This is a genomic window from Streptomyces sp. NPDC031225 (assembly GCF_055570355.1).
Map to the genome: position 1 here is coordinate 102,433 of NZ_JBVIHJ010000020.1, position 23,106 is coordinate 125,538.

Annotated in this window: 19 protein-coding genes; 6 read left to right on the forward strand and 13 right to left on the reverse strand. The window is 71.7% G+C overall.

What is annotated here, in order from left to right; genetic code table 11:
- The first annotated feature begins 135 nt into the window (after nucleotides 1-135).
- The gene (locus ACZ48Z_RS30485) at nucleotides 136-1,677 is read left to right on the forward strand and encodes an alpha/beta hydrolase (protein ID WP_468739095.1); all 1,542 of its coding nucleotides are present in this window, start codon (nucleotides 136-138) and stop codon (nucleotides 1,675-1,677) included.
- 77 nt (nucleotides 1,678-1,754) lie between these two features.
- On the opposite strand, the gene moeZ is transcribed toward ACZ48Z_RS30485, so the two are convergent.
- From moeZ to ACZ48Z_RS30545, 12 genes are all read right to left on the reverse strand, one after another.
- Nucleotides 1,755-2,933: an adenylyltransferase/sulfurtransferase MoeZ gene (moeZ, locus tag ACZ48Z_RS30490; protein WP_468739096.1), complete on the reverse strand. Its 1,179-nt coding sequence runs from the start codon at nucleotides 2,931-2,933 to the stop codon at nucleotides 1,755-1,757.
- Nucleotides 2,934-2,996: 63 nt separating this feature from the next.
- Entirely contained in the window at nucleotides 2,997-3,746 is a 750-nt protein-coding gene (locus ACZ48Z_RS30495) for a spherulation-specific family 4 protein (RefSeq protein ID WP_468739097.1), read from the reverse strand.
- Complete coding sequence (locus tag ACZ48Z_RS30500) at nucleotides 3,734-4,693, reverse strand: NAD-dependent epimerase/dehydratase family protein (protein WP_468739098.1); 960 nt, start codon at nucleotides 4,691-4,693, stop codon at nucleotides 3,734-3,736. The genes ACZ48Z_RS30495 and ACZ48Z_RS30500 overlap by 13 nt, the downstream gene beginning before the upstream one ends.
- A gap of 276 nt (nucleotides 4,694-4,969) precedes the next feature.
- Nucleotides 4,970-6,445: a hypothetical protein gene (locus ACZ48Z_RS30505; RefSeq protein WP_468739099.1), complete on the reverse strand. Its 1,476-nt coding sequence runs from the start codon at nucleotides 6,443-6,445 to the stop codon at nucleotides 4,970-4,972.
- Complete coding sequence (locus ACZ48Z_RS30510; RefSeq protein WP_468739100.1) at nucleotides 6,442-8,148, reverse strand: DUF3492 domain-containing protein; 1,707 nt, start codon at nucleotides 8,146-8,148, stop codon at nucleotides 6,442-6,444. The genes ACZ48Z_RS30505 and ACZ48Z_RS30510 overlap by 4 nt, the downstream gene beginning before the upstream one ends.
- 190 nt (nucleotides 8,149-8,338) lie before the next feature.
- A complete protein-coding gene (locus tag ACZ48Z_RS30515; RefSeq protein ID WP_468739101.1) occupies nucleotides 8,339-9,931 on the reverse strand; it encodes a dipeptide ABC transporter ATP-binding protein in 1,593 nt (530 codons plus the stop codon).
- Nucleotides 9,928-10,926 (reverse strand): ABC transporter permease, encoded by a 999-nt coding sequence (locus ACZ48Z_RS30520; RefSeq protein WP_468739102.1) that lies wholly within the window; start codon nucleotides 10,924-10,926, stop codon nucleotides 9,928-9,930. The genes ACZ48Z_RS30515 and ACZ48Z_RS30520 overlap by 4 nt, the downstream gene beginning before the upstream one ends.
- Nucleotides 10,923-11,966 carry an ABC transporter permease gene (locus ACZ48Z_RS30525; RefSeq protein ID WP_468739103.1) on the reverse strand — a complete coding sequence of 348 codons (1,044 nt, stop codon included), beginning with the start codon at nucleotides 11,964-11,966 and terminating at the stop codon, nucleotides 10,923-10,925. The genes ACZ48Z_RS30520 and ACZ48Z_RS30525 overlap by 4 nt, the downstream gene beginning before the upstream one ends.
- 4 nt (nucleotides 11,967-11,970) lie before the next feature.
- Entirely contained in the window at nucleotides 11,971-13,689 is a 1,719-nt protein-coding gene (locus ACZ48Z_RS30530; protein WP_468739104.1) for an ABC transporter substrate-binding protein, read from the reverse strand.
- 151 nt (nucleotides 13,690-13,840) lie between these two features.
- On the reverse strand, nucleotides 13,841-13,936 hold the full coding sequence (locus ACZ48Z_RS30535) for an Ms4533A family Cys-rich leader peptide (protein WP_328750345.1): 96 nt from the start codon (nucleotides 13,934-13,936) through the stop codon (nucleotides 13,841-13,843).
- A 57-nt stretch (nucleotides 13,937-13,993) separates the two neighbouring features.
- A complete protein-coding gene (locus ACZ48Z_RS30540) occupies nucleotides 13,994-15,694 on the reverse strand; it encodes a DUF3152 domain-containing protein (RefSeq protein ID WP_468739105.1) in 1,701 nt (566 codons plus the stop codon).
- 8 nt (nucleotides 15,695-15,702) lie between these two features.
- Nucleotides 15,703-16,857, reverse strand: a complete 1,155-nt coding sequence (locus ACZ48Z_RS30545) for an alpha/beta fold hydrolase (RefSeq protein WP_468739106.1) — start codon at nucleotides 16,855-16,857, stop codon at nucleotides 15,703-15,705.
- A 189-nt stretch (nucleotides 16,858-17,046) separates the two neighbouring features.
- Here ACZ48Z_RS30545 and ACZ48Z_RS30550 point away from each other — a divergent pair, with 189 nt between their 5' ends.
- The 4 genes from ACZ48Z_RS30550 to ACZ48Z_RS30565 all read left to right on the forward strand — a co-directional run bounded on the left by ACZ48Z_RS30550 (nucleotide 17,047) and on the right by ACZ48Z_RS30565 (nucleotide 19,043).
- Nucleotides 17,047-17,265, forward strand: coding sequence for a hypothetical protein (locus tag ACZ48Z_RS30550; protein WP_468739107.1), 219 nt, complete (start codon nucleotides 17,047-17,049; stop codon nucleotides 17,263-17,265).
- 253 nt (nucleotides 17,266-17,518) lie between these two features.
- Nucleotides 17,519-18,160, forward strand: coding sequence for a TetR/AcrR family transcriptional regulator (locus ACZ48Z_RS30555; RefSeq protein ID WP_468739108.1), 642 nt, complete (start codon nucleotides 17,519-17,521; stop codon nucleotides 18,158-18,160).
- 200 nt (nucleotides 18,161-18,360) lie between these two features.
- Entirely contained in the window at nucleotides 18,361-18,588 is a 228-nt protein-coding gene (locus ACZ48Z_RS30560) for a DUF3107 domain-containing protein (RefSeq protein WP_019980336.1), read from the forward strand.
- A 182-nt stretch (nucleotides 18,589-18,770) separates the two neighbouring features.
- Nucleotides 18,771-19,043 carry a hypothetical protein gene (locus ACZ48Z_RS30565; protein ID WP_468739109.1) on the forward strand — a complete coding sequence of 91 codons (273 nt, stop codon included), beginning with the start codon at nucleotides 18,771-18,773 and terminating at the stop codon, nucleotides 19,041-19,043.
- A gap of 103 nt (nucleotides 19,044-19,146) precedes the next feature.
- Here the strand turns inward: ACZ48Z_RS30565 and ACZ48Z_RS30570 are convergent, their stop codons facing one another.
- Nucleotides 19,147-19,893 carry a ferritin-like fold-containing protein gene (locus ACZ48Z_RS30570; protein ID WP_468739110.1) on the reverse strand — a complete coding sequence of 249 codons (747 nt, stop codon included), beginning with the start codon at nucleotides 19,891-19,893 and terminating at the stop codon, nucleotides 19,147-19,149.
- A gap of 495 nt (nucleotides 19,894-20,388) precedes the next feature.
- On the opposite strand from ACZ48Z_RS30570, the gene ACZ48Z_RS30575 reads away from it, so the two are divergent.
- Nucleotides 20,389-23,055 (forward strand): DEAD/DEAH box helicase, encoded by a 2,667-nt coding sequence (locus tag ACZ48Z_RS30575; RefSeq protein WP_468739111.1) that lies wholly within the window; start codon nucleotides 20,389-20,391, stop codon nucleotides 23,053-23,055.
- Nucleotides 23,056-23,106 lie beyond the last annotated feature (51 nt).

The following is a 23,106-nucleotide window of genomic DNA, read 5'->3' on the forward strand; positions in this document are numbered from 1 at the left end:
AACATCATCCAGGAAACCTGGAAAGTCGCTGGTCAGAAGGTTATCCACAGGGCCCGGCGAGCGATTCGTGATCGGCCTACCATGGCCGGACCGACGTTCGCGGATCGGCGCGGACGGCTTGGGACGGGGGCTGTCATGGGGCGTTTCGTACGGGGGGTGGCTGCGGCTGCCGCAGCCGCTCTGCTGGCGGCGGGGTGCAGCGGCGGTTCGTCCGGCGGGGGTGCGGTGCACGAGCCGTCCGGCAGCGCACGGCCCACGGCCACGGACGCGAAGGCGCTGCCCGCCGCACTGACCTCGCAGAAGCTCGGCTGGGGACGGTGCGAGGCCACCGCGGCTTCCACCGCGCCCGGCAACGACTGGCAGTGCGCGACACTGAGGGTGCCCCTGGACTGGTCGAAGCCGGACGGGGTGACGATCGCCCTCGCGCTGATCCGCAGCAGGGCCCGCGGCGGCGAGCGCATCGGTTCGCTCCTGTTCAACTTCGGCGGCCCCGGCCTGACGGGGGTGGGCACGATGCCGGGGTACGCGGCCACCGCCTCCCTCCTGCGCGAGCGGTACGACCTGGTGAGCTGGGACCCGCGCGGGGTCGGCGCCAGCGAGGGGGTCCGCTGCCGCGGTGACAAGGAGATCCAGGCCGCCGAGGCGGTGGACCCCACTCCGGACACCCCGGCCGAGGAGCAGGCGTACCTCCAGGACGCCGCCGGCTTCGCCCAGGGCTGCGCGAAGGACGCGGGCAGGTTGCTGGGACACGTCTCGACCACCGACACCGCGCGGGACATGGACCTGATGCGCCAGATCCTCGGCGACGCCCGGATGCACTACTTCGGTATCTCGTACGGCACCCAGCTCGGCGGCGTCTACGCCCACCTGTTCCCGGAGAAGGTCGGGCGACTGGTGCTCGACGCGGCCGTCGACCCGAGCGCCGACTTGGTGGGCCACCGGAAGAACCAGGCCCGGGGCTTCCAGCGCGCGCTCGACAACTACCTCGCGTCCACCGGCCAGGACCGCGAGCAGGGCACCCGTAAGATCGCGGCCCTGCTGGACCGGATCGACGCCGACCCGCTGAACACGTTCTCCGGGCGGAAGCTGACGCAGGTGCTCGCGTTCACCGGCATCGTCCTGCCGCTGTACGGCCAGGACAGCTGGCCCTCACTGACCAGCGCCCTGCAGACGGCCGAGCAGGGGGACGGCTCCGAACTCCTGGCGCTCGCCGACGACTACAACGACCGTGACGCCTCGGGGCACTACGGCACGCTCTCCCACTCGCAACGGGTCATATCGTGCTTGGACGACAAGCAGCGGCCCACGCTCGCGGAGGCGAAGAAGCTGCTGCCCGAGTTCGAGAGGATCTCGCCCGTGTTCGGCCCCTTCCTCGGCTGGGACGCGGCCGGCTGGTGCCACGACTGGCCGGTGGCCGGACAGTCCGAGACGCCGGAGGTGAGCGCGCCCGGTGCGGCACCGGTGCTGGTGGTCGGCACCACGGGCGACCCGGCGACGCCGTACGAAGGTGCCAGGAGGATGGCGGACGAGCTGGGCAAGGGAGTGGGCGTGGAGCTCACCTGGAAGGGGCAGGGACACACGGCGTACGGCAACGGGAGCGACTGTGTGGACGCCACGGTGAACGCGTATCTGCTGAAGGGCACGGTGCCGAAGGACGGCAAGGTCTGCGCCTCGTAGCCGCGGGGTGCGCGGTCGGGGCAGCGGAAAGGGGCCCGGCACCCGTGGTGCCGAGCCCCTCCCGGGAAGGCGTGGGCCTAGTAGACGGGCTTGTCCGGCTCGATCTGGTGGACCCAGCCGATCACGCCGCCGCCGACATGGACCGCGTCGGAGAAGCCCGCGGACTTCAGGACCGCGAGGACTTCCGCACTGCGGACACCCGTCTTGCAGTGCAAGACGATCTTCTTGTCCTGCGGGAGGCCCTCGAGTGCGGTGCCCATGAGGAACTCGTTCTTGGGGATCAGCTTGGCGCCCGGGATGGAGACGATCTCGTACTCGTTGATCTCACGGACGTCGATGATCTCGATGTTCTCGCCGTCGTCGATCCACTCCTTGAGCTGCTTGGGAGTGATCGTCGAGCCGGCGGCCGCCTCCTGGGCCTCCTCGGAGACGACGCCGCAGAAGGCCTCGTAGTCGATGAGCTCGGTGACGGTCGGGTTCTCGCCGCAGACCGCGCAGTCCGGGTCCTTGCGGACCTTGACCTGGCGGTACTGCATCTCCAGGGCGTCGTAGATCATCAGTCGGCCGACGAGCGGCTCGCCGATGCCCGCGAGGAGCTTGATGGCCTCGTTGACCTGGATGGAGCCGATGGACGCGCACAGCACGCCCAGTACGCCGCCCTCGGCGCAGGAAGGCACCATGCCGGGGGGCGGGGGCTCCGGGTAGAGGCAGCGGTAGCAGGGCCCGTGCTCGGACCAGAAGACGGATGCCTGGCCGTCGAAGCGGTAGATCGAGCCCCAGACGTACGGCTTGTTGAGCAGCACGCACGCGTCGTTGACCAGGTAGCGGGTCGCGAAGTTGTCGGTGCCGTCGACGATCAGGTCGTACTGGCTGAAGATGTCCATCACGTTCTCGGCCTCGAGCCGCTCTTCGTGAAGGACCACGTTCACGTACGGGTTGATGCCCAGTACGGAATCGCGGGCGGAGGCGGCCTTGGAACGGCCGATGTCCGCCTGGCTGTGGATGATCTGGCGCTGGAGGTTGGACTCGTCGACCTCGTCGAACTCCACGATGCCGAGCGTGCCCACGCCCGCCGCGGCCAGGTACATCAGCGCCGGCGAGCCCAGGCCGCCGGCGCCCACACAGAGCACCTTGGCGTTCTTCAGCCGCTTCTGCCCGTCCATCCCGACGTCGGGGATGATCAGGTGGCGGGAGTACCTGCGGACCTCGTCTACGGTGAGCTCGGCGGCCGGCTCGACCAGGGGTGGCAGCGACACGGGGACTCCGTTGGTCGGTCAATCACTACAGTTGTTCTCCCCGTAACACTGCCATGGGCTTCTTCATTCCGAGACACCCGTTCCGATCCGCGAGACGATGTCGTCCCAGTAGCCGGGCATGGTCTCCCAGGGGTCGACGCGGCCGCGGTGCTCGGTGCGGTCGGTGAACCAGATCGTGGAGGCGCCCTGCCAGCGGGCGATGCGCAGAGCCTCGTCGAGGTGCGGGCCGGGCAGTCCGTGGACGAGGTGGCAGAAGCGGTCGGGCGGGTAGTCGGCGGTCCACTCGGCCACCTGCGACCAGCGGTAGTCGCTCCAGGAGCCGGAGAAGGTCACCAACTGGTCCGCGTTCTCCGCGTATCCCGGGTACGGATGGGTGCCGTGGCCGAGGACGATATGGGCGTCGTCACGGATCGCGCGGAGGGTCGTGACGGTTCGGCGGACCTCGGGGAGCGCGGCGCGTTCGGTCGGGCAGCGGTCCAGGAGGAAGCCGTCGACCTGGTACCAGTCGAGGTAGCGGTGCGCCTCGGAGATCAGCTCGCCGAAGGTTCGGGCGCCGTAGGTGGTGTCGAGGTGGCCGAGGACGCGGACGCCCGCGTTGCGCAGCCGGCCGGCCGCTTCGAGGCAGTGCGGGTCGGGGCGGGCGCCGGGGCCGTCGGCGACGTTGAGGACACTCCAGTGCAGGGGGGTGCCCGGACGGGTGAGTTCGGCCCATTCGGCCGGTGCGACCAGAGGGTGGGCGAAACCGGGGACCCCGAGGCCGGTGCGCAGTTCGGTGCTCGACGTGCTTGTCTTCGTGCTGGTCAGATGCGGCATGCCGCCTCCATCCAGATGTCGGCGAGGGACTCTTCCAGGTTGATCCGGGGGCGCCAGCCGAGCCGGTCGCGAGCGGTACGCACGTCGGCCTGCTGCCAGCTGCCGCAGCCGTCGGGATACGGGTACGCGGCCGGCGCCACATGGTCCGGTTCGGAGCGGGGGTGGCCGATGGACGCCCTCAGCGGGCCGGGCGGGCCGTCGAGTTCGTGGAGGGCGCCGCCGTATCCGGCGACCCGGGCCAGGACGCCGGCGGCGTCGCGGAGGCGGACGGCACGGCCCGAGCCGATGTTGATGACGCCCTGGGCGGCGGAGAGCGAGGCCGCGTGCACGGCGCGGGCCACGTCACGGACGTCGATGAAGTCGCGCTGGGCGCCCAGGCCGGCGAGCTTCAGTTCGCCGTCGCCGGACTGCATGGCGCGGCGCATGGCCTCGGCGAGACGGCCGAGCGGGGAGCCCGCGGGAGTGCCGGGGCCGGCCGGCGAGAAGACGCGCAGGACGACCGCGTCCAGGCCGGAGCCCAGAACCAGTTCGGTGGCGGCGAGTTTGCTGACGCCGTACGGGCCGCCGGGGCGGGGGACGGCGTCCTCGGCCGTGGAGGAGCCGGGCTGGCTGGGGCCGTACTCCGCGCCGCAGCCGATCTGCACCAGGCGGGCGCCGCAGCCGCTGCGGCGCAGGGCCTCGCAGACGGTGGCGACGGCGACCGTGTTGTGGCGGGTGAGTTCGCGGGCGCCGCCGCGGGTGGCGCCCGCGCAGTTGACGACGACACCTGGATGGACCGCGTCGAGGAACCGGGTGAGGGCTCCGGGGCTGCCGGACGCGAGGTCGAAGCGGACGTCCGCGTCGTCGCCGCGGCCGAGGGCGGTGAGCTGGACGGCGGGGTCGGCGAGCAGACGGTCGGCGACGAATCGGCCGAGGTAGCCGTTGGCTCCGATCAGCAGAACTCTCATCGGGCTGCTCCCGGGGCCTTGCGGGCGGGTCGGGAGGTGGTCATTGCGGGTTCTCCTTCGGGAGGGGCGTGCGAGTCGCCTCCGGCGGTGGGCCGGGGTGCCTGCGGCGGCCGGTGCGGGATGGAGCGGGGAGCGAGCGGATCGCCCATGGCGGGTGGGCCGTTGCGCCCATGCGCCCACGACGGGGCGGGGCTTCGCGGCCGACGGAAGGGTCAGCGGCTGGGCGCACTGCGGCAGGTGGCCGCGCCTACGGCGGGTGTGTGGGACAGGGGCGGGTCAGCACGGGGCCTCCACCCGGGCGGGTGCGTGGGCCGAAGCCCGCGTCAGCTTGCGGATCGCGTGGACCAGCAGTGCCAGGGCGCCGATCCCGCAGGAAAGGGTCTGGACGCCGCCCGGGCCCCAGAGGTCCACGAGGGCGTCCACGGGGGTGGCCAGGAAGGCGCAGCCCGGCAGGCGGGACGCGAAGGTCGTGGCCAGGGCGGTCGCCTGGGCTGTCGTGGCGGCGACGAGGACCACTGTGGGGGCGTGGGTGAAGCCGTGCGCGGTGAGGAGACGGGCGAGGAAGAGGAGGGCGCCCAGGGTGATGGTCTGCGTGTAGGGGGCGGGCTCGTCCAGGACCGTGCCGGACAGGGCCAGGAGAGCCGTCAGGGCGCACAGGTACAGGGCGAAGGCGCCGAGCAGCAGGGGACGTACGGAGGCGGCGAAGTCCTCCAGTCCGCGGCTGGCGGTGAGTTTGCGGCGGGCCCGGGCCGTGAGGAGGTGGGCGGACCAGGCCGCCGGGGCGCAGGACAGGGTCAGGGCGAGGAGGGGGGCCGTGGCCACGGGCCAGGGGGCGTCGGCGGCACCGGTGGGCAGGACGTCGGGACCGCCGGTCACGGCCGCTGCGAGCAGGCCGTCGCCGAGGGCGGCGTAGGCGAGGAGCCAGTACGTCCAGGTGGAGGGGCCGGTCGTGGGGGCGCGGTCGGGGGTGCGGAGGGGGCCTCGGGACAGGGCCGCGCGGACGGCCAGGGAGACGGCCAGGGCACCCACCAGGGCGGCGACCAGGCGGGACTGGCCGTCGGTGAGACGGATGCCGGCCACCGTGGCGGCGCACAGGGCGCCGGGAAGGAGGGTGAGCAGGGCCCAGTCGGCACGGGCCCGGGGGGCCTTGTCCGCTGTGGGCGGCGGGGGTGTGTCGCCGGTCCTCGGGACGCGGGCGTACATCTCCTCGGCCAGCGAGAAGACGTCCCGGTGGCGGAAGCGGACGGCGGTGCGGTCGGTGACGCCGTGGGCCTCCAGGCCTGCCGCGATCTCCAGGGGGTCGACGGCCCGTTCGCACAGGTCGCGATGACGGTGCATCAGAGCCTTCACCGGGTCCGCGGCGGAACGCCGGGCGGGGCCGGGAGTGGGCTTGCGGCCGGTGGAGATCTCGGCGGCGCGGCGGGTGGGTGCCGAGAGAGAGGGCTCACTGGTGTGCGCTTCTGCGCCCCCGGAAGGTTCGGTGCCGTTGGTGCCTGCGGAAGCTTCCGCAGATTCCGTGACGTGGGTGCCTGCGGAAGCTTCCGCTGTTCGCGGTTCCGACGCCTCCCGGGTCTCCGGGGCCTCCGGCGCCTTCGGTGCCCCGACGCCGGACGCTTCTTCGCCCGGATCATGGCCACCGGGCCCTCGCCCGTCCGGTACGGGCGGCTCCCCCGTGCGCCGCTCCTCCGGGTCCGTATGACGGGCCCCGGGGCTGCCGGGGGCGCCGGGCCGGTCGAGTCCCAGGTCGCTCATCCGGGGGTTCCTTCCGTGGCCGCGAGGGGCGGCGTCGCGCGGACCGGGGGTCCCGCGGCCCAGCCGGGGCCGCCGCGGGCCACGACGCGTGTGCTGCGCTCGGTCCAGCGGCCGGGGACGTGGGCCTCGGCGGGTGCGGCGAACGGCAGGGGTTCGCCGGTGCGGTCCAGGACGACCCGGCGGACCGGGGTGCACGAGACGATCTCCAGGTAAATGCTGTGAAATGCCGTGATGTTCTGTTCCACGGTGAACAGTTCGAGTGCGCGGGCGCGCGCGGCGGCTCCCAGGCGCTGACGGCGCTCGGGGTCGCGCAGCAGCGTGACGCACGCCTCCGCGAGCGCCTTCGGGTTGCGCGGCGGGACGACGAGCCCCGTGCCGCCGATGACCTCCACGACCGCGCCGACGTCGGTGGACACGGTGGCCCGGCCGCAGAACATGGCCTCGACGAGGCTGATCGGGAAGCCCTCGACGACGCTGGACAGGACGGTGACGGCGCCCGAGGCGTACGCGTCGGCGAGGGTGGGCACCTCGGGGCCGCCGATCTCCTCGAAGGAGACGGGGTTGTCGCCGACGGCGTGCAGCCCGTCCGCCTCGTCGGGGAAGAGCTGCGCGGCCAGCGCCCTGCAGTGCCCCAGATAGGCCGCCCCCTCGGGACCGGAGGGCGCGCCGACGATCCTCAGACGCGTCTTGGGCTCCTCCTTGCGGATCTCCGCGAAGGCGTGGAGGAGGGAGATCAGGTCCTTGGCGGGTTCGACCCGGCCGACCCACACCAGCGTGTCCGGATCCGCGCACTCCGCCGACTCCCCCACCTCCGCGAAGGGGGTGGCGTCCATGCCCGGGTGGACCGTGCGCAGCTTCTCGCGGTCGGCGCCGCAGCGCTCCTGCCAGCGGCGGGTGTGGGTGTTGCCGGGCGTGACGACCGCGGCCTGCCGGTAGGTCTCGGTGGCGAGCCGGCCGTGGAAGGCGGCGAGCAGGGTCCGTACGGCGGGCGACGATCCGGTGTCGGCCAGGTAGTGCGTGCGCAGTCGTACGCCGTACTCGGTCACCAGCAGGGGCACCCCGCAGAAGTGGCGGGTGAGAAGTCCGGGCAGGGCGGCCGGGCCGCCGGAGGCCGCGTGGCACAGGTCGACCGCGCCGAGCCCGTCGTCCTCGTACCAGTCGAGCGAGAGGGGGCGCAGGGCGCGCTCCAGGTGCGCGGCCATGGCGAGCAGATCCGGTACGCGCGCCTCGCGCGCCGCCTGCCGGGCGCCGGGCGCGCGACAGGCGCGCTCCAGGGCGCGTACGGCGGTCTCGGATCGGAGCGCTCCCACCAGTCCGCCTTCGTCGCGGGCGAGTTCGGCGAGCCCGTACAGGGCGTTGGCGAAACGGTCCGCCTCAGTGCCGGACGCCTCCCCGGAGCCCTCTGCCACGGCTCCCTCGCACAGCGCCGCCGCCAACTCGCCGTAGCACTCGGCGAACCTACGGCGGGCACGCCGCCCGTACACCACGCCGTCGTCCTCCGCGGTCCACAGCGGGGCGGTGATGACCCTGCCGACCTGCGGCGGCAGTTGGACCCAGCCCTCGTCCTCCTGGCGCTCGCCGCGGCTGAGGGCGTAGATGTCGAACTCGTGCTGCTCGAGCCCGCGCACGAGCCGGTCGCACCAGAGCCTGGCGTCACCGCTCACATACGGATAGCCACCCTCCGTAAGCAGTCCGATGCGCACGAGTGCACCCCCGATCTCCCGTATGAGGAGCCGTCGTTGGCCCGGCGGCTCGCAGCGGGACGAACGTATGCGGACAAGGCGGTGGTGCGATGGACGGTTGTCCATCGCACCACCAGAAGGGGTGAACGGTCGTAACTTTCCCGTGCGGGTCGCGTTCGGTCGCGCTAAGAGATCATTCGGATACGGACCGTCAGGTCACGGCCACTTCCCGGCGTTCCGCCCTGCGCCGGGCCGCGATCCGGGGATCGAGCGCCGGTACGGCGGCCAGGAGCTGCTTGGTGTACGGGTCCTGGGGGTTGTCGTAGACCTCGTCGGCCGGGCCCTGTTCGACGATCCTGCCGCGCCGCATCACGGCGACCCGGTCACTGACCTGCCGTACGACGGCGAGGTCGTGCGCGACGAAGACCAGTGCGAGTCCGAGCTCCCGCTGCAACTCGCCGAGCAGGGCGACCACCTGGGCCTGGGTGGTGACGTCGAGTGCGGAGACGGGTTCGTCGCAGACGATGACGCGCGGGTCGGCCGCGAGTGCCCGCGCTATGCCCACGCGCTGGCGTTGGCCGCCGCTGAACTCGTGCGGGTAGCGGTCGTAGTGCGCGTCTTCGAGCCCCACGCGCTCCAGGAGTTCCCGTACGCGCCCCCTGATCCGCTTCTCGTCCTGTTCCCCCCTCGCGCGGAGCGGGTCGGCGATGGACTCGCCCACGCTGCGGCGGGGGTTGAGGGAGGAGACCGGGTCCTGGAAGACCATCTGCACGGCCGGATTCACCCCCACACGCGTGTGGCCCTCGTGACGGACCTCTCCCGTGGTCGGCTCCAGCAGCCCGACCAGCATCCGTCCCAGGGTCGTCTTACCGCTGCCGCTCTCGCCGACGACCCCGAGGGTCTCGCCCCGGCGGACGGTCAGCGAGACACCGTCCACGGCGGCGAAGGCCCTCTTGCCGCGCCCGAACTCGCGCCGGAGGCCCTTCGCCTCCAGGACCACCTCGCCGGACGCCTGGGAGAGAGCCCTGGGCGCGTCCACGCGCGGGACCGCGGCGAGCAGTTCGCGCGTGTACGCCTTCGCGGGTGCCCCGAGCACCGAGCCCACCGGCCCGTGCTCGACGGCCTTTCCGTGGCGCATGACCAGTACGTCGTCGACGCTCTCGGCGGCGACGCCCACGTCGTGGGTGACGAGCAGCAGGCCCATGCCGGTCTCCTGGCGCAGCGTGTGCAGCAGGTCGAGGATCTGGGCCTGGACGGTGACGTCGAGCGCGGTCGTCGGCTCGTCGGCGATCAGCAGGTCCGGCTCGCAGGCCAGCGCCATCGCGATGAGGGCGCGCTGGCGCATGCCGCCGCTGAACTCGTGGGGACGGGACCGGGATCGCCGTACGGCGTCCGGAATTCCCACCCGGTCGAGCACCTCCACCGCACGCACGCGTGCCGCTCGTCGCGACACACGCGTGTGCACGCGGTACACCTCGGCGATCTGGTCGCCGATCGCGTAGTACGGGTCCAGGGACGACAGCGGGTCCTGGAAGACCATCGCGGCCCTGGCACCCCGCAGCCGCCGCAGTTCGTCGTCGGACGCCCTCTGCACGTCCACCGCGGCGACCTCGACCGAGCCTCCCACGCGCGCGCCCGTGCCGCGGTGCAGCCCGAGCAGGGCCGAGGCGACGGTGGACTTGCCGGAGCCGGACTCGCCGACCAGGGCGAGGGCGGCGCCCTGCTCCAGGCGGAAGGAGAGGCCGTCGACGGCGCGCAGGTCGCCGAACTCGACGGTCAGGTCAGTGACGTGGACGAGACTCACGCGAGCACCACCCGTCGGTCGGCCACCGCGTACAGAACGTCCGCGAGGGCGTTGGCGAGAACCACGAAGAAGCCGATGACCAGGACCATGCCGACGACGACCGGAAGGTCGACGACGGTGACGGCGTGGACCAGTTCCTGGCCGATGCCGGGGAGGCCGAACAGCGACTCGACGAGGACGGCCCCGCCCATGGCGCTGCCGAAGTCGTTGGCGTTCAGGGCGATGATCGGCGCCAGGGCGCCGCGCAGGGCGTGCCGGCCGACGATCGACCGCTCACTGACGCCGTACGCGCGGAAGGTCCGGATGTGGTCCTCGGCGAGCGTCTCCAGCATCGATGCCCGGGTGAGCCGCGCGAAGTAGGCCGCCTCGCCGAGGGCGAGTGTGACCCATGGCAGCAGCAGGCCCCACATCCACTGTTCGGGGTCGTCGGAGAAGGAGACGTACTCCGGGAAGGGCAGCAGTTCCAGCTGTCCGCAGACCACGATCATCAGGACGAGGCCGATGACGAAGACGGGCGTGGCGACCCCCGCGAGGGTGAGGCCGGTCAGCGCGCGCTCGGTGAACCGGCCGCGCCGCCAGGCGGACAGCACGCCGGTGCCGACGCCGAGGAGCAGCCAGAGGACCATGCCGCCGAGCACCAGCGACAGGCTGACGGGCAGCTTGTTCAGGATGATCTGCGTGACCTGCTGGTCGCTCTGGTACGACAGCCCGAGGCAGGGCGCCGGGCAGTGCTCGACGGACGTGCCGGTGGAGTAGTCGTGGCCCACGACGATGCCCTGGAGGAAGTGCCAGTAGCGCAGGTACAGCGGATCGTCGAGCCTGAGCTGCTGGGCGACCTGGTGCACCTGTTCCGGGGAGCAGCGCGGGCCGCAGGTGATCTGGGCGACGTTGCCGGGGGTGGCGTAGAAGACGACGTAGATGATGACCGAGAGGGCCAGGAGCGTGAGTACGGCACTCACGGTCCGGCGCAGGGCGAACCCCGTGAAGCCGCTCATGAGGCACCCTCCCGGCCTTCCTGGGCCTTTGTCGACGGTCCGGCCTTCGAACCGCCCGCCCCTGCCTCGTGCTTGCGGCCCGTCCCGACGCGCAGTCGTGAGGCCGCGCGCGGGTCCAGGGCGGTGCGCACGCCGTCGCCGAGGACGGTGAGGGCGAGCACGGTCACGAAGAGCGCGGACGCGGGCAACAGCAGGTACTGCGGGGCCGCCTGGTACCAGACGTCGGCCGAGGAGAGCATCTGTCCCCAGGACGGGGTGGGGGGCTTCACGCCGATGCCGAGGAAGGACAGCGACGCCTCGATGCTGATGTTCGCCGGGACCATCAGCGCGGCGTAGGTGATGACGGGCGCGGCGAGGCCGGGCAGCAGTTCCCGGCGGGCGATGCGCACGGTCCCCCAGCCGCTGAGCCTGGCAGCGGCGACGTAGTCGAGTTCCTTGAGGGTGAGCGTCTGGGCGCGGGCGATCTTGCCGATCGTGCCCCAGGCGACGAAGCCGATGATGAGCGCGACCAGGACCGGCCTCGGGAAGCTGCCCGGTACGACGGCCAGCAGCGCCAACGCCATGATCATCAACGGCATCGCCACGATGATGTCGGTGATCCGGCTCAACAGTTGATCAACCCATCGGTTGCCCAGCGCGGCCGCGACACCCACGACGACGCCGAGAAGGACCTGCACGGCGGTCGCGGCCAGCGCGACTCCCAGCGAGACCTGGGCCCCGTACACCAGACGCGCGAACAGATCCCGTCCTGTCTGCGGTTCGACGCCCAGCCAGTGGTCCCCGCTTATGCCCCCGAAGGAGCCGATGGGGACGCCGCCGCGCGCGGAGTCGATGAGCGACGGGTGATAGGTGGTGGGGTCCTGGCCCTCGACGGCCGTGAGGAGCGGCGCGGCGAGCGCCACCAGGACGAGCAGGGCGACGACGGCCGCCGCGACCATGGCGGCGCGCTGCGCCCGCAGCCGCCGCCAGAACTGACGTGCCACCGAGATCCCCGGGACGGCCGTCCCGGGGATCTCGGTGGCGACAAGTGCCTCACTCATCGGGTTACTTGACCGCGACCTGCGAGATGTCCAGAACACCGGTCCAGTCGCTGATCACGACGTTCTTGATGTCCTTGCCGACCAGCCGCTTGTAGACCGGGTGGAACAGCGGCACGGTCAGGGCCTGCTCGCCGATCTTCTTGTCCAGCGCACCCCAGCGCGCGGCGGCGGCGTCGAGGTCGGTCAACTTGTTGATCGAGTCGATCTCCGCGTTGACCGTCTTGTCGTCGAGCAGACCCGTGTTGAAGTTCGCGCCGTCCTTGACGATCTGACGGCCGTCGAAGATCGGGGCGAGGAAGGGACCGCCGGAGGGCCAGTCGGCGCCCCACGCGGAGAGGAAGAAGCCCGGCTCGGTCTTCACGCTGTGGATCGTGTCGGAGTAGTTGTTGTCCTCCAGGCCCTGCAGCTTGACCGTGATGCCGGCCTTCTTGAGCGCGTCCTGGACGGCGGTCGCGATCTCGGGGCTGGTCTTGAAGTTCTGGGCGTTGTTGTGGGTCAGCGTGACGGTGAGCCCGTTGGGGTGACCGGCCTCCTTCAGCAGCTCCTTGGCCTTCGCCGCGTCGCCCGTCGCGCCCGCCGGGAAGAGGTCGTGCGGCTCGTAGCCGAAGGACTTCTGGTTCGGCAGGAAGGTCGTGGCGGCCTCCGCGAGGGCGGAGCCGCCGGCCGCGTTGACGACGGAGGAGCGGTCGATGGCGTACGAGATCGCCTGCCGCACCTTGACGTTGTCGAACGGCTTGACCTTCGGGTTGAACGCTATGTAGTTGGTGTAGCCGAAGTGTCCGGTGCCGACGCGGGAGGCGAGCTCCTTGTCGCCCGTCACCTTGGCGAGCTCGGCCGGGCCGAGGTTGGTGTCCGTGGTGACCGCCGCCGCGTCGGCACCCTGGGACGCCGACAGCCGCTGGTTGATCACCGACGAGTCGAGACCGGACTTGACGTCGATCCTGTCCGGGTACGCCTTGCGCTCGGCGTCCGTCGAGGAGGACCAGTACTTGTTGCGCTCCAGGACGACGGTCTCGCCGTCGTTCGCATTCGTGACGACCTTGTAGGGGCCGGACGAGACCGGGTGCTCCTCGTACTTCGTACCGGTGTCCTTGGCCTTCGGGACGGGCGCGAACTGCGTCTGCGTGGCCAGGTACGGGAACTCGCCCTCGGGCTTGTTCAGATGGAAGACGATCGTGCGGTCGTCCGGCGTCCCGATGGCCGCGAGGCCCTTCTTGTCCTTGTACGGCCCCTGGTAGTCGGCCGCGCCGACCAGCCAGTCCCGCAGGTAGGGGGCGCCGCCGGACAGCTCGGGCGCGAAGGAACGCTCGATGCCGTACTTGATGTCGGCCGACGTGATCGCGCTGCCGTCCTCGTACTTGAGGCCCTTCTTCAGGGTGTACGTCCACACCGTCGCGTCCTTGTTGGGGCGCCCGGTGTCGGTGGCGAGGTCGGGGACGACCTTGGCTCCGGCGGCGCCGCTCTCGCGGTTGCGGGTGGTGAGGGTCCGGAAGACGAGGGAGGGCACGTTGCCGCCGCCGGAGGTGTACAGACGGGCCGGGTCGAAGTCCGTCTGCGGCTCCGCGTTCAGGACCGTGAGGGTGCCGCCCTTGTGGGGCGCGGAGTCGCCGCCGGCGCTCTTGGCATCGTTGTCCTCAGGGCCACAGGCGGCGGCGCCCGCTGCCAGAACCAGGCTTACGGACACCGCGGCCACACGGCGCGTTGTGAAGGACGGTTGACGCATCGGAGACGACCTCTCGAATGGCGAGACGAATTGACGAAGGGTGAGACGAAAGTGGACGGACGTCTGCCCCGGCGTCGAGTCGTCGAGAAGGCCGTGATCCAGGTCACGGAGAAACTGCGGGATTCGCGACGCGCACGCCAGAGGGCGGGCGTCAGCGACAGAGGATGTCGGCCACGCACAGTGGGGTCACGCCGATGAGCGCCAGCTCTATGGCGGCGCTGCTCTCGACGACATGACTAGACCACATGCGCAGCAATATGTACGACCGGATCAACACATGTCAATGTGACATCCACGCCATCCGTCAACTCCCGGGATACGGCCACGGGTTGGCCCTGCAGTGGATCCCGTCGTGGTCGAGGAACTTGGTCTGCTGCTGCATCACCGGCGCGAGCTCGCCGTTCTTGTCGCATGTCACGTGGGAGTAGCCGAGGCGGTGACCGACCTCATGATTGATCAACATCTGACGGTACGCATGGATCCGATCACCGTATGTGGTTGATCCCTGCGCCCATCGGTACGCGTTGATCATCACGCGCTCGGTGGCGGCCGAGTCGCACGAGACGTTGTCCTCCGTGGTGTCCAGGCCGGATTTGGCGCACCACTCGGCGGTGGTGCCGGGGCTGGCGAGCGTGATCACGAAGTCGGGCTTGCCGGAGTAGATGCGCTCGAAGGTCCTCGCGCCGTCGTGCGCCCAGCTCCGGTCGTCGTTGAGCGTCTTCTGCACGGCCTCCGCGAAGAGTCCGCCGTCGAGTCCGAGCCCCTGCTCCACGTCCACGCGGTAGGTGTACTTCTGTCCCTTGCCGGACGCCTTGGCGATCCCCTGGACCGCGTCGAACTTCCCCGAGCCGTCGAGCTTGGCGCTGAGCGGGTACTTCGTGCCCATCTTCTGCTCGTACGTCAGTGTCGCCACGCCGGCCGAAGCCGACGACGTCGGCTTGCCAGCCGCATCCGTGACGGCGTCCCGGGCGTCCCGCGCCTGGTCGGTTGCGGACTGCGCGCCCGCGGCGGTGCCGCGCCCGTCCGCGACCTGTCCGGCCACGACCACGGCGAGCACGGTGACGACGGCGGCGGCCGCGATGCCGGTGAACGTCCGGCCCTTGCCGCCCTTGGCCGTCGGCGGGGCGTCGAGGGGCGGTACGTCGCCGGAGCCGGAACGCGTGCCGGGGCCCGGACGCGTGTCGGCATCCGTGTCGTCCGGCCAGTCGGTGACGGAACCGTGCGGGTCTGATCCGTGCGGGTCGGAGCCGTAGGAGTCAGAGGCGTGCGCGGCAAGGGTCGGCCCGGCCCCTCTGACGGGACCGGGCGCCGGAACACGACCGCGAGGCCCACGAGGGCCGCCCGGCGCTAAATCAACGAAGCCGTCGGGCCCGCCGGAGCCGCCCGAGAACGCGTCGAGGTACTCCTGCCGGGGCCCCGACCAGGACCCCGACGGCGCCTGTCGCTGCCGCGGCAGAGCAACTCCCGACCCCGACCCCTGCCCCTGCCCCTGCCCCTGCCCCTGCCCGCTCAACTTCCCCCAGCCGCCCCCGGATTCACGCGGCTCGGGATGCCCGCCACGCACCCGCGGGACCCCGTGAGCAGGGGTGCCGTCGGCGAGCCGTGGGAAGCCATGGGCCGGCGTGCCGTCCGGAAGGCGGGGAAGCCCTCGCGCGGGCGTCCCGTCGGACAACCGGGGAAACCCGTGCGCCGGCGTGCCGTCGGGCAACCGGGGAAACCCTTGCGCCGGCGTGCCGTCGGCAATCCTCGGACCACCCTGCGCGGGCGACCGAAACCCCGCGGCGCCAGTCCCAGTCCCAGTCCCGGCCCCGGCCTCGGCCCCGGAACCTCCGTACCCAGACCCACGGCTCCCCGGCAGCCCAGCAGCACGTCCCGTCGCCTGCGCACCGGGGCTCCCTTCGCCCCGCGCGCCCTCGGAGCCCGCCCGGTCCGCACCGCGTTCACCGGAACCGCCTTTGTCGGACCCCTGCTTGGGAGCGGGCCCGCGTCGACTGTGGCGTCCCACGCCCCGCCTCAGCTCCCCACAGCCGTGGCGCCGGCCCCGCCGCCGGAAGCCGTCGCGGCGCCCGAAGCGCGCGCACCGGACGCACCGGACGCACCGGACGCACCCGCCGAGCCGTCCGGCCCACCGGAGGCCTCCGCGGAACCGTCACCGTCGAAGGCACCCTTGCCCCCGTTGTCCACCTCGACCCCCTTATCCACCTTGCTCCCCTTATCCACCTTGTTCACGGCGAACTCTCGGAACGCCCCCGCCACCGTCTCCGGGTACTCCATCATCGCCACGTGCCCCGCTTCCGGCAGGGTCAGCAGCCGGGAGTCACGGAAGGCACGGGACGCCTTCTGGGCCATGCGGAAACCGACGAGCTGGTCACGGCCGCCGTAGACGAGGAGCGTGGGTGCGAGCACCCGCTCGGCCTGGCGCCAGAGCGCGTGCTGGCCGCCCAGCGTGTACGCGTTCACCAGCCCGCGCGCGGAACGCGTCAACGCGTCCCAGAAGTAGGGCAGTTGCAGCCGCCGCTCCATCTCCTCGACGGCGTACTGGAAGCCTTCGGGTGTCACCCGCCCGGGATCGCCGTAACAGAGCGCGGTGACCCCGCGGACCCGCTGCTCGGCCGTCCACTGCTTGCTGTACCGGGTGAACAGACCCGCCACCCCGGGCACCGCCAGCAGCCCCGTGGGTACGGCGGTGCGCTGGACACGGATCTCCGGGAGCGCCGGCGACACGAGGGTGAGGGTCCTCACCAGGTCGGGCCGGACCGCGGCGACGCGCGTGGACACCGCGCCGCCGAGGGAGTTCCCGAAGAGGTGGACGGGCCCGCGGCCGGACGCGTCGAGAAAGCGGATCACCGCGCGCGCGTGTCCGGTGACCGAGTAGTCGCCGTCGTCCGGCGGCGGGGAGTCCCCGAACCCGGGCAGGTCGACGGCCTCGCCGTCGACCTCGCCCTCCAGCTGTTCCATCAGCGCCGACCAGTTCTGCGAGGAACCGCCGAGGCCGTGGACGAACAACGCGGGAGGCAGCCCCTCGCGCGCGGGCGGCCTCGAACGCACCGTCAGGGTGATCCCCGGCAGCCCCACCGACCTCAGCCGCTCGCCCTCACCGACCCGGACGGGCGCCACCCTCGGGAGGGCGGTGGCGGGCGGCACGAAGGGCAGCTCGGTCGAAGACATGCGGCAATGTTACGAGACGATCACGCGCTGGTTCATGTGTTCGCCATCACAGCACCCATGTACGACCCATGTCCCGCACGGCACCCACATCACATGGCATCCAGATCGGGTGTCTCCTAGGCTCGTACACAGGGCACCCGCATGTGGCCCCCTGAACACATCAGGGACGTTCTAGGAAGGGAGCCCGCCATGACCTACGACCCCACCGACCCCGAGACCTTCGCGGAAGCGGACGACGCCGCCGAACTCGACGTCGAGGCGCCCGAGGGCGACGCGGCCGAGCAGCGCACCGACGTCGCGCCGGACCGCGACGACCCGTTGACCGGCGTGGACCCCGCCCAGGCCAACGAGGCCGACCTCGTCGAACAGGCCAGGGTCGTCTCGATCGACGAGGAGGACTACCGGTGACGCCGGTACGGCCCTGAGCAGTCGACAAGCAATCGACAAGCAGCCGGCAAGCAGCTGACAAAGCACTCATCAGGGCATTCCCGGCCAGGAACGGGGCGGCTGATGCCCGTCAGATCCCCGTGTGAAACCTTTGCGTGGCTTTCGTCACCGTCCGGTCCGTGAAATTCTGCGTTCGCACCGCGCACAGCAGGGTTACCGAAAAGTACGATGGCGGCGCGGCGCACACCGCATGTGGACGACATTGGGAGGCGGCGTGACAGCCATCGAGCAGACAGAGGCAGCACGCCCGCGGGGGACGCGCCTGCCGCGCCGTGCCCGACGGAACCAGCTGCTGGGCGCCGCGCAGGAAGTCTTCGTGGCACAGGGCTACCACGCGGCGGCAATGGACGACATCGCCGAGCGCGCCGGCGTCAGCAAGCCGGTGCTCTACCAGCACTTCCCTGGCAAGCTCGACCTCTATCTCGCGCTGCTGGACCAGCACTGCGAGTCCCTGATCCAGTCCGTCCGCACCGCTCTCGCGTCGACGACCGACAACAAGCAGCGCGTCCGGGCCACCATGGACGCCTACTTCGCGTACGTCGAGGACGACGGCGGAGCCTTCCGGCTGGTCTTCGAGTCGGACCTGACGAACGAGCCCGCGGTCCGCGAGCGCGTCGACAAGGTCGCCAACGAGTGCGCCGAGGCGATCTGCGACGTCATCGCGGAGGACACCGGCCTGTCGCGCGCGGAGTCGATGCTGCTCGCCTCGGGCCTCGGCGGTCTCGCCCAGGTCGTGGCCCGTTCCTGGCTGCACAGCGACCGCAGCGTCCCGCGCGACCAGGCCGTCCAGTTGCTGACGTCCCTGGCGTGGCGGGGCATCGCCGGATTCCCGCTGCACGGCATGGAGAGCCACTGACAGCACCCCCGCCCGGACCCCGGCACGCACGACCGACCGGCCCACTCGACCCGCACGCACGCGTGCGGGTCGTTTGTTCCCGTCGGTTGTTCGCTGTTGGCGTTCTTGCGCGGAACGTGTACGTCCCCTCACCGGGCTAATGTGTGCTGGGTACGGCGCGGAAGGACGCGCACTTCACTGACCGTCGGAGGGACATAGCCGTGGAGGTCAAGATCGGCGTGCAGCACGCGCCCCGCGAGATCGTTCTGGAGAGCGGTCAGAGCGCCGAAGAGGTCGAGCGGGCGGTGGCGGAGGCCCTGGCCGGCAAGTCTCAGCTGCTGAGCCTGGTGGACGAGCACGGCCGCAAGGTCCTCGTCCCGGCCGAACGTCTCGCGTACGTCGAGCTCGGTGAGCCGGCTCCGCGCAAGGTGGGCTTCGGCGCGCTGTAGGCAGACATGCGAAGAGGGGTCCGGCAACCGCAGGTCGCCGGGCCCCTCTTCGCGTGGTCCGCGGGATTTCCCTGTCCGCATATGGAGCACGGCTCGTGCTTCGAGGAGGATTGCATTCCGCAGGTCACGGGTATGACGGGCTACGACCGTGATGGACAGTGTGGCCGCGTGGGAGGGACCCCATGATGTTGATCGAAGCGCTCGGCTCCGCGTTGCTCGGTCTCGTTCTTGCGGGGGTGGCGGTAGGCCGCCTCTCGCACCGTCTGCCGGCCCGCTCGCTGGTCCTCGCGACGGGCACGGCGGGAGCACTCTTCGGCGCTTTCCTGACCCACACCGCGCTGGATTCGGGCACCGTCCTGCTGACGTTCATCGGCGCGGCAGTGGTCTCGGTGGCCTCCCTGTCGCTGCTTCTGCGGCCGGACGGAAGGCTGCGCCGCCGATCAGCCCCGGCGTAAGGACACATGAGGGCGGGGAAACCGGGCGGTGAGGGGACGGGCGACCGCGCGCCGAACGACCCGCAGCCGCCCGGCCCCGGCAACCCGGCCCCCAGGGCGCCCGTTAAGCGGCGAGCCCCAGCGCGGCCATCCGCTTGGTGTGCGCCTCGGTGATCCGGGAGAACATCCGGCCGACCTCGGCGAGGTCGAACCCGTCGGCGACCCCGCCCACGAGCATCGTCGACAGCGCGTCCCGGTCGGCGACGACCCGCTGCGACTGCGACAGCGCCTCCCCCATCAACCGCCGTGCCCACAGGGCGAGTCGCCCGCCCACGCGCGGATCCGCGTCGATGGCGCCCCGCACCTTCTCGACGGCGAATCCCGCGTGCCCGGTGTCGTCGAGCACGGCCAGCACCAGCTCGCGGGAGTCCGAGTCGAGCCGGGCCGCGACCTCCCGGTAGAAGTCACTGGCGATCGAGTCACCGACGTACGCCTTGACGAGCCCCTCCAGCCAGTCCGACGGAGCCGTCTGCCGGTGGAAACCGTCCAGCGCCGCGACGAACGGCTCCATGGCGAGCGTGGGCTCCTCACCGATCTCGGCCAGGCGGTCGCGCAGCTTCTCGTAGTGGTGGAACTCGGCCGACGCCATCTTCGACAGCTCCGCCTTGTCCGACAGCGTCGGCGCCAGCTTGGCGTCCTCAGCGAGCCGCTCGAACGCCGCCAGCTCGCCGTACGCGAGCGCTCCGAGCAGGTCGACGACCGCGGCTCGGTACTGCGGATCGGCGGCGGCCGTCGTCCAGTCCTGGGCGGCCACTCCGGTCGGTTCGGCAGGGGTCTCGGCGGCGCGGTCGGGCTTGTCAGAGGTCGTCATGAAGCGCACAATAGCCCGCTCTCCGGACGGCGGAAGGCCCTGGTCAATCAGTGTGACGACGACTACGTGACCAAATCGGCCATCGCATGTGCGCGATTCCGGGGTATGGTGGTAATGCGCCTGCTGATACGACCGCACTTCATTACCGCGCCGTATCTCGACAGGCCGCACGTATGAGGATGCCCGGTCGGTGGCCCGATCGGCTCCGACCCGACAGCCCTCCTCACCCGTACGGCACTTCGCGTGCGGAGTTCGGAGGGGGATCCCTCAGCGGTTCGAGCGCTAGAGCGTCGGCAGTGGTCCCGTGCCATTGCGGCTAGCCCGTAAGGCAGCCGACGTCCCCAGCACGGCAGGACGACCCCCGCGCTCGCCTCGCACCGCGCACACAGAAGAGGCAGCACCCTGACTACGACTTTCCGCGATCTCGGAATTCTCACCGAGACGGCCGAGGCCCTTGAGGCCGTCGGCATCGTCAACCCGTTCCCCATCCAGCAGATGACGCTCCCGGTCGCCCTCTCCGGCTCCGACGTCATCGGCCAGGCCAAGACCGGCACCGGCAAGACGCTGGGCTTCGGCCTCCCGCTCCTCGAGCGCGTCACCGTCCCCGCCGACGTCGAGGCCGGCCGCGCCAGGCCCGAGGACCTCACCGACGCGCCCCAGGCGCTCGTCGTCGTCCCCACGCGCGAACTGTGCACCCAGGTGACCAACGACCTGCTGACCGCCGGCAAGGTGCGCAACGTACGCGTACTCGCCATCTACGGCGGCCGCGCCTACGAGCCCCAGGTGGAGGCCCTCAAGAAGGGCATCGACCTCGTCGTCGGCACCCCGGGCCGGCTCCTGGACCTCGCGGGCCAGAAGAAGCTCGACCTCAGCAAGATCAAGGCGCTCGTCCTCGACGAGGCCGACGAGATGCTCGACCTGGGCTTCCTGCCCGACGTCGAGAAGATCATCAACATGCTTCCGGCCAAGCGCCAGACCATGCTGTTCTCGGCGACCATGCCGGGTGCGGTCATCGGGCTCGCCCGCCGCTACATGTCGCAGCCCACGCACATCAACGCCACGTCGCCGGACGACGCGGGCAGGACCGTGGCGAACACCAAGCAGCACGTGTACCGCGCGCACAACATGGACAAGCCCGAGATCGTCGCGCGCATCCTGCAGGCCGAGGGCCGCGGCCCGGTCATGGTGTTCTGCCGTACCAAGCGCACGGCGGCCGACCTCGCCGACCAGCTCCAGCAGCGCGGTTTCGCGTCCGGCGCGGTCCACGGCGACCTCGGCCAGGGCGCCCGCGAGCAGGCCCTGCGCGCGTTCCGCAACGGCAAGGTCGACGTGCTCGTCTGCACCGACGTCGCCGCCCGCGGCATCGACGTCGAGGGCGTCACGCACGTCATCAACTACCAGTCCCCCGAGGACGAGAAGACGTACCTGCACCGCATCGGCCGTACCGGCCGCGCGGGCGCCAAGGGCATCGCGGTCACGCTCGTCGACTGGGACGACATCCCGCGCTGGCAGCTCATCAACAAGGCGCTGGAGCTCGACTTCAGCAACCCGCCGGAGACGTACTCCACCTCCCCGCACTTCTACGAGGAGATGAACATCCCCGCGGGCACCAAGGGTGTCCTGCCGCGGGCCGAACGCACGCTCGCGGGCCTCGGCGCGGAGGAGCTGGAGGACCTGGGCGAGACGGGCGGCCGCGGTGCGCGTGGCCGCGGCGACCGGGACCGGAACGACCGGAACCGGGGTGACCGGAACCGGGGTCGCGGTGGCCGGGACGAGTCCCGCTCCGCCGAGAGCGAGCGTCCGGACCGTACGCCGCGCCGTCGCCGCCGTTCGCGCAGCGGAACCGTGCTGGACGGGGCAGCCCCCGTCGAGGCGGTCGCCCCGTCGGAGAACACCGCGACCGAGGACACCACCTCGGCCCGCACCCCGCGCCGCCGTCGCCGCACCCGTAGCGGAGCGGCCGACTCGGCGCCGGTCACGGCGACCACGGCAGTGACGCCGGCCGCGTCAAAGGCCGCGGAGTCCGCCGTCACGACGGCGGAGGGCCCGTCCCTCGACACCGAGGTCGCGGCGAACCCTCGCCGTCGTCGGACCCGCAGGTCCGCGGAGACCGCGGCCGTGGAGACGCCGACCGTGGTGGAGACGGCCGTCGAGGCCGCTCCGGTCACCGAGGCCGCTCCGGAGGCTCCGGCCGCCAGGCCGCGCCGTACGCGCAAGGCGTCCGCCGCGGCTCCGGCCGCCGAGGCCGCAGTCGACACCGTCGAGGCCACGCAGACCACGCCGCGCCGCCGCACCCGCAAGGCCGCTGAGCCTGCCGTGGCGGTCGTGGAGACGGTGGAGGCCCCGGTCGCCGAGGTCGCTGAGAGCAAGCCGCGCCGTACGCGCAAGACCGCGGCCACCAAGGCAGCCGAGGCGGCCGTCGACACGGCCGAGGCCACCGAGGCCAAGCCGCGCCGCACCCGCAAGACCGCCGCCGCGACGACCGAGGCCACCGTCGACACAGCGGAAGCCGTGGAGACCAAGCCCCGCCGCACCCGCAAGACCGCGGCCACCAAGGCAGCCGAAGCCGCCCTCGACACGGCCGAGGCCACCGAGGCCAAGCCGCGCCGTACGCGCAAGGCAGCCGCTGCGACTCCGGTCGCCGAAGCCGCCGTCGAGGCCGCCACGGCGACCACGCCGCGCCGCCGTGCCCGCAAGGTCGCCGAGCCGGCCGTGACCGCCGAGATCCCGGTCCAGACGGTTCAGCCGGTCCAGGAGCCGGAGGTCGCGGAGACCAAGCCGCGCCGTACCGCTCGCAAGACCGCGGCCACCAAGGCAGCCGAGGCGGCAGTGACGGCAGTGGACACCGCGGAAGGCACGGTCACCAAGCCGCGCCGCGCTCGCAAGACCGCCGCCGTGACCACCGAGGCCACCGTCGACACGGCGGAAGCCGTGGAGACCAAGCCGCGCCGCGCCCGCAAGACCGCGGCCACCAAGGCAGCCGAAGCCGCCGTCGACACGGCCGAGGCCACCGAGGCCAAGCCGCGCAGGCGCGCCACCCGCAAGGCCGCAGAGCCCGCGGTGACCGCCGGCATCCCGGCACAGGCCGACCAGGAGCCGAAGGCCGCCGCACCGCGCCGCCGGGTCCGCAAGACGGCCGCCGCGGAACCCGCGGACAGCTGATCGCACACCCGACGGCCCGGCCCACCTCTCAGGGGGGCCGGGCCGTCGGCA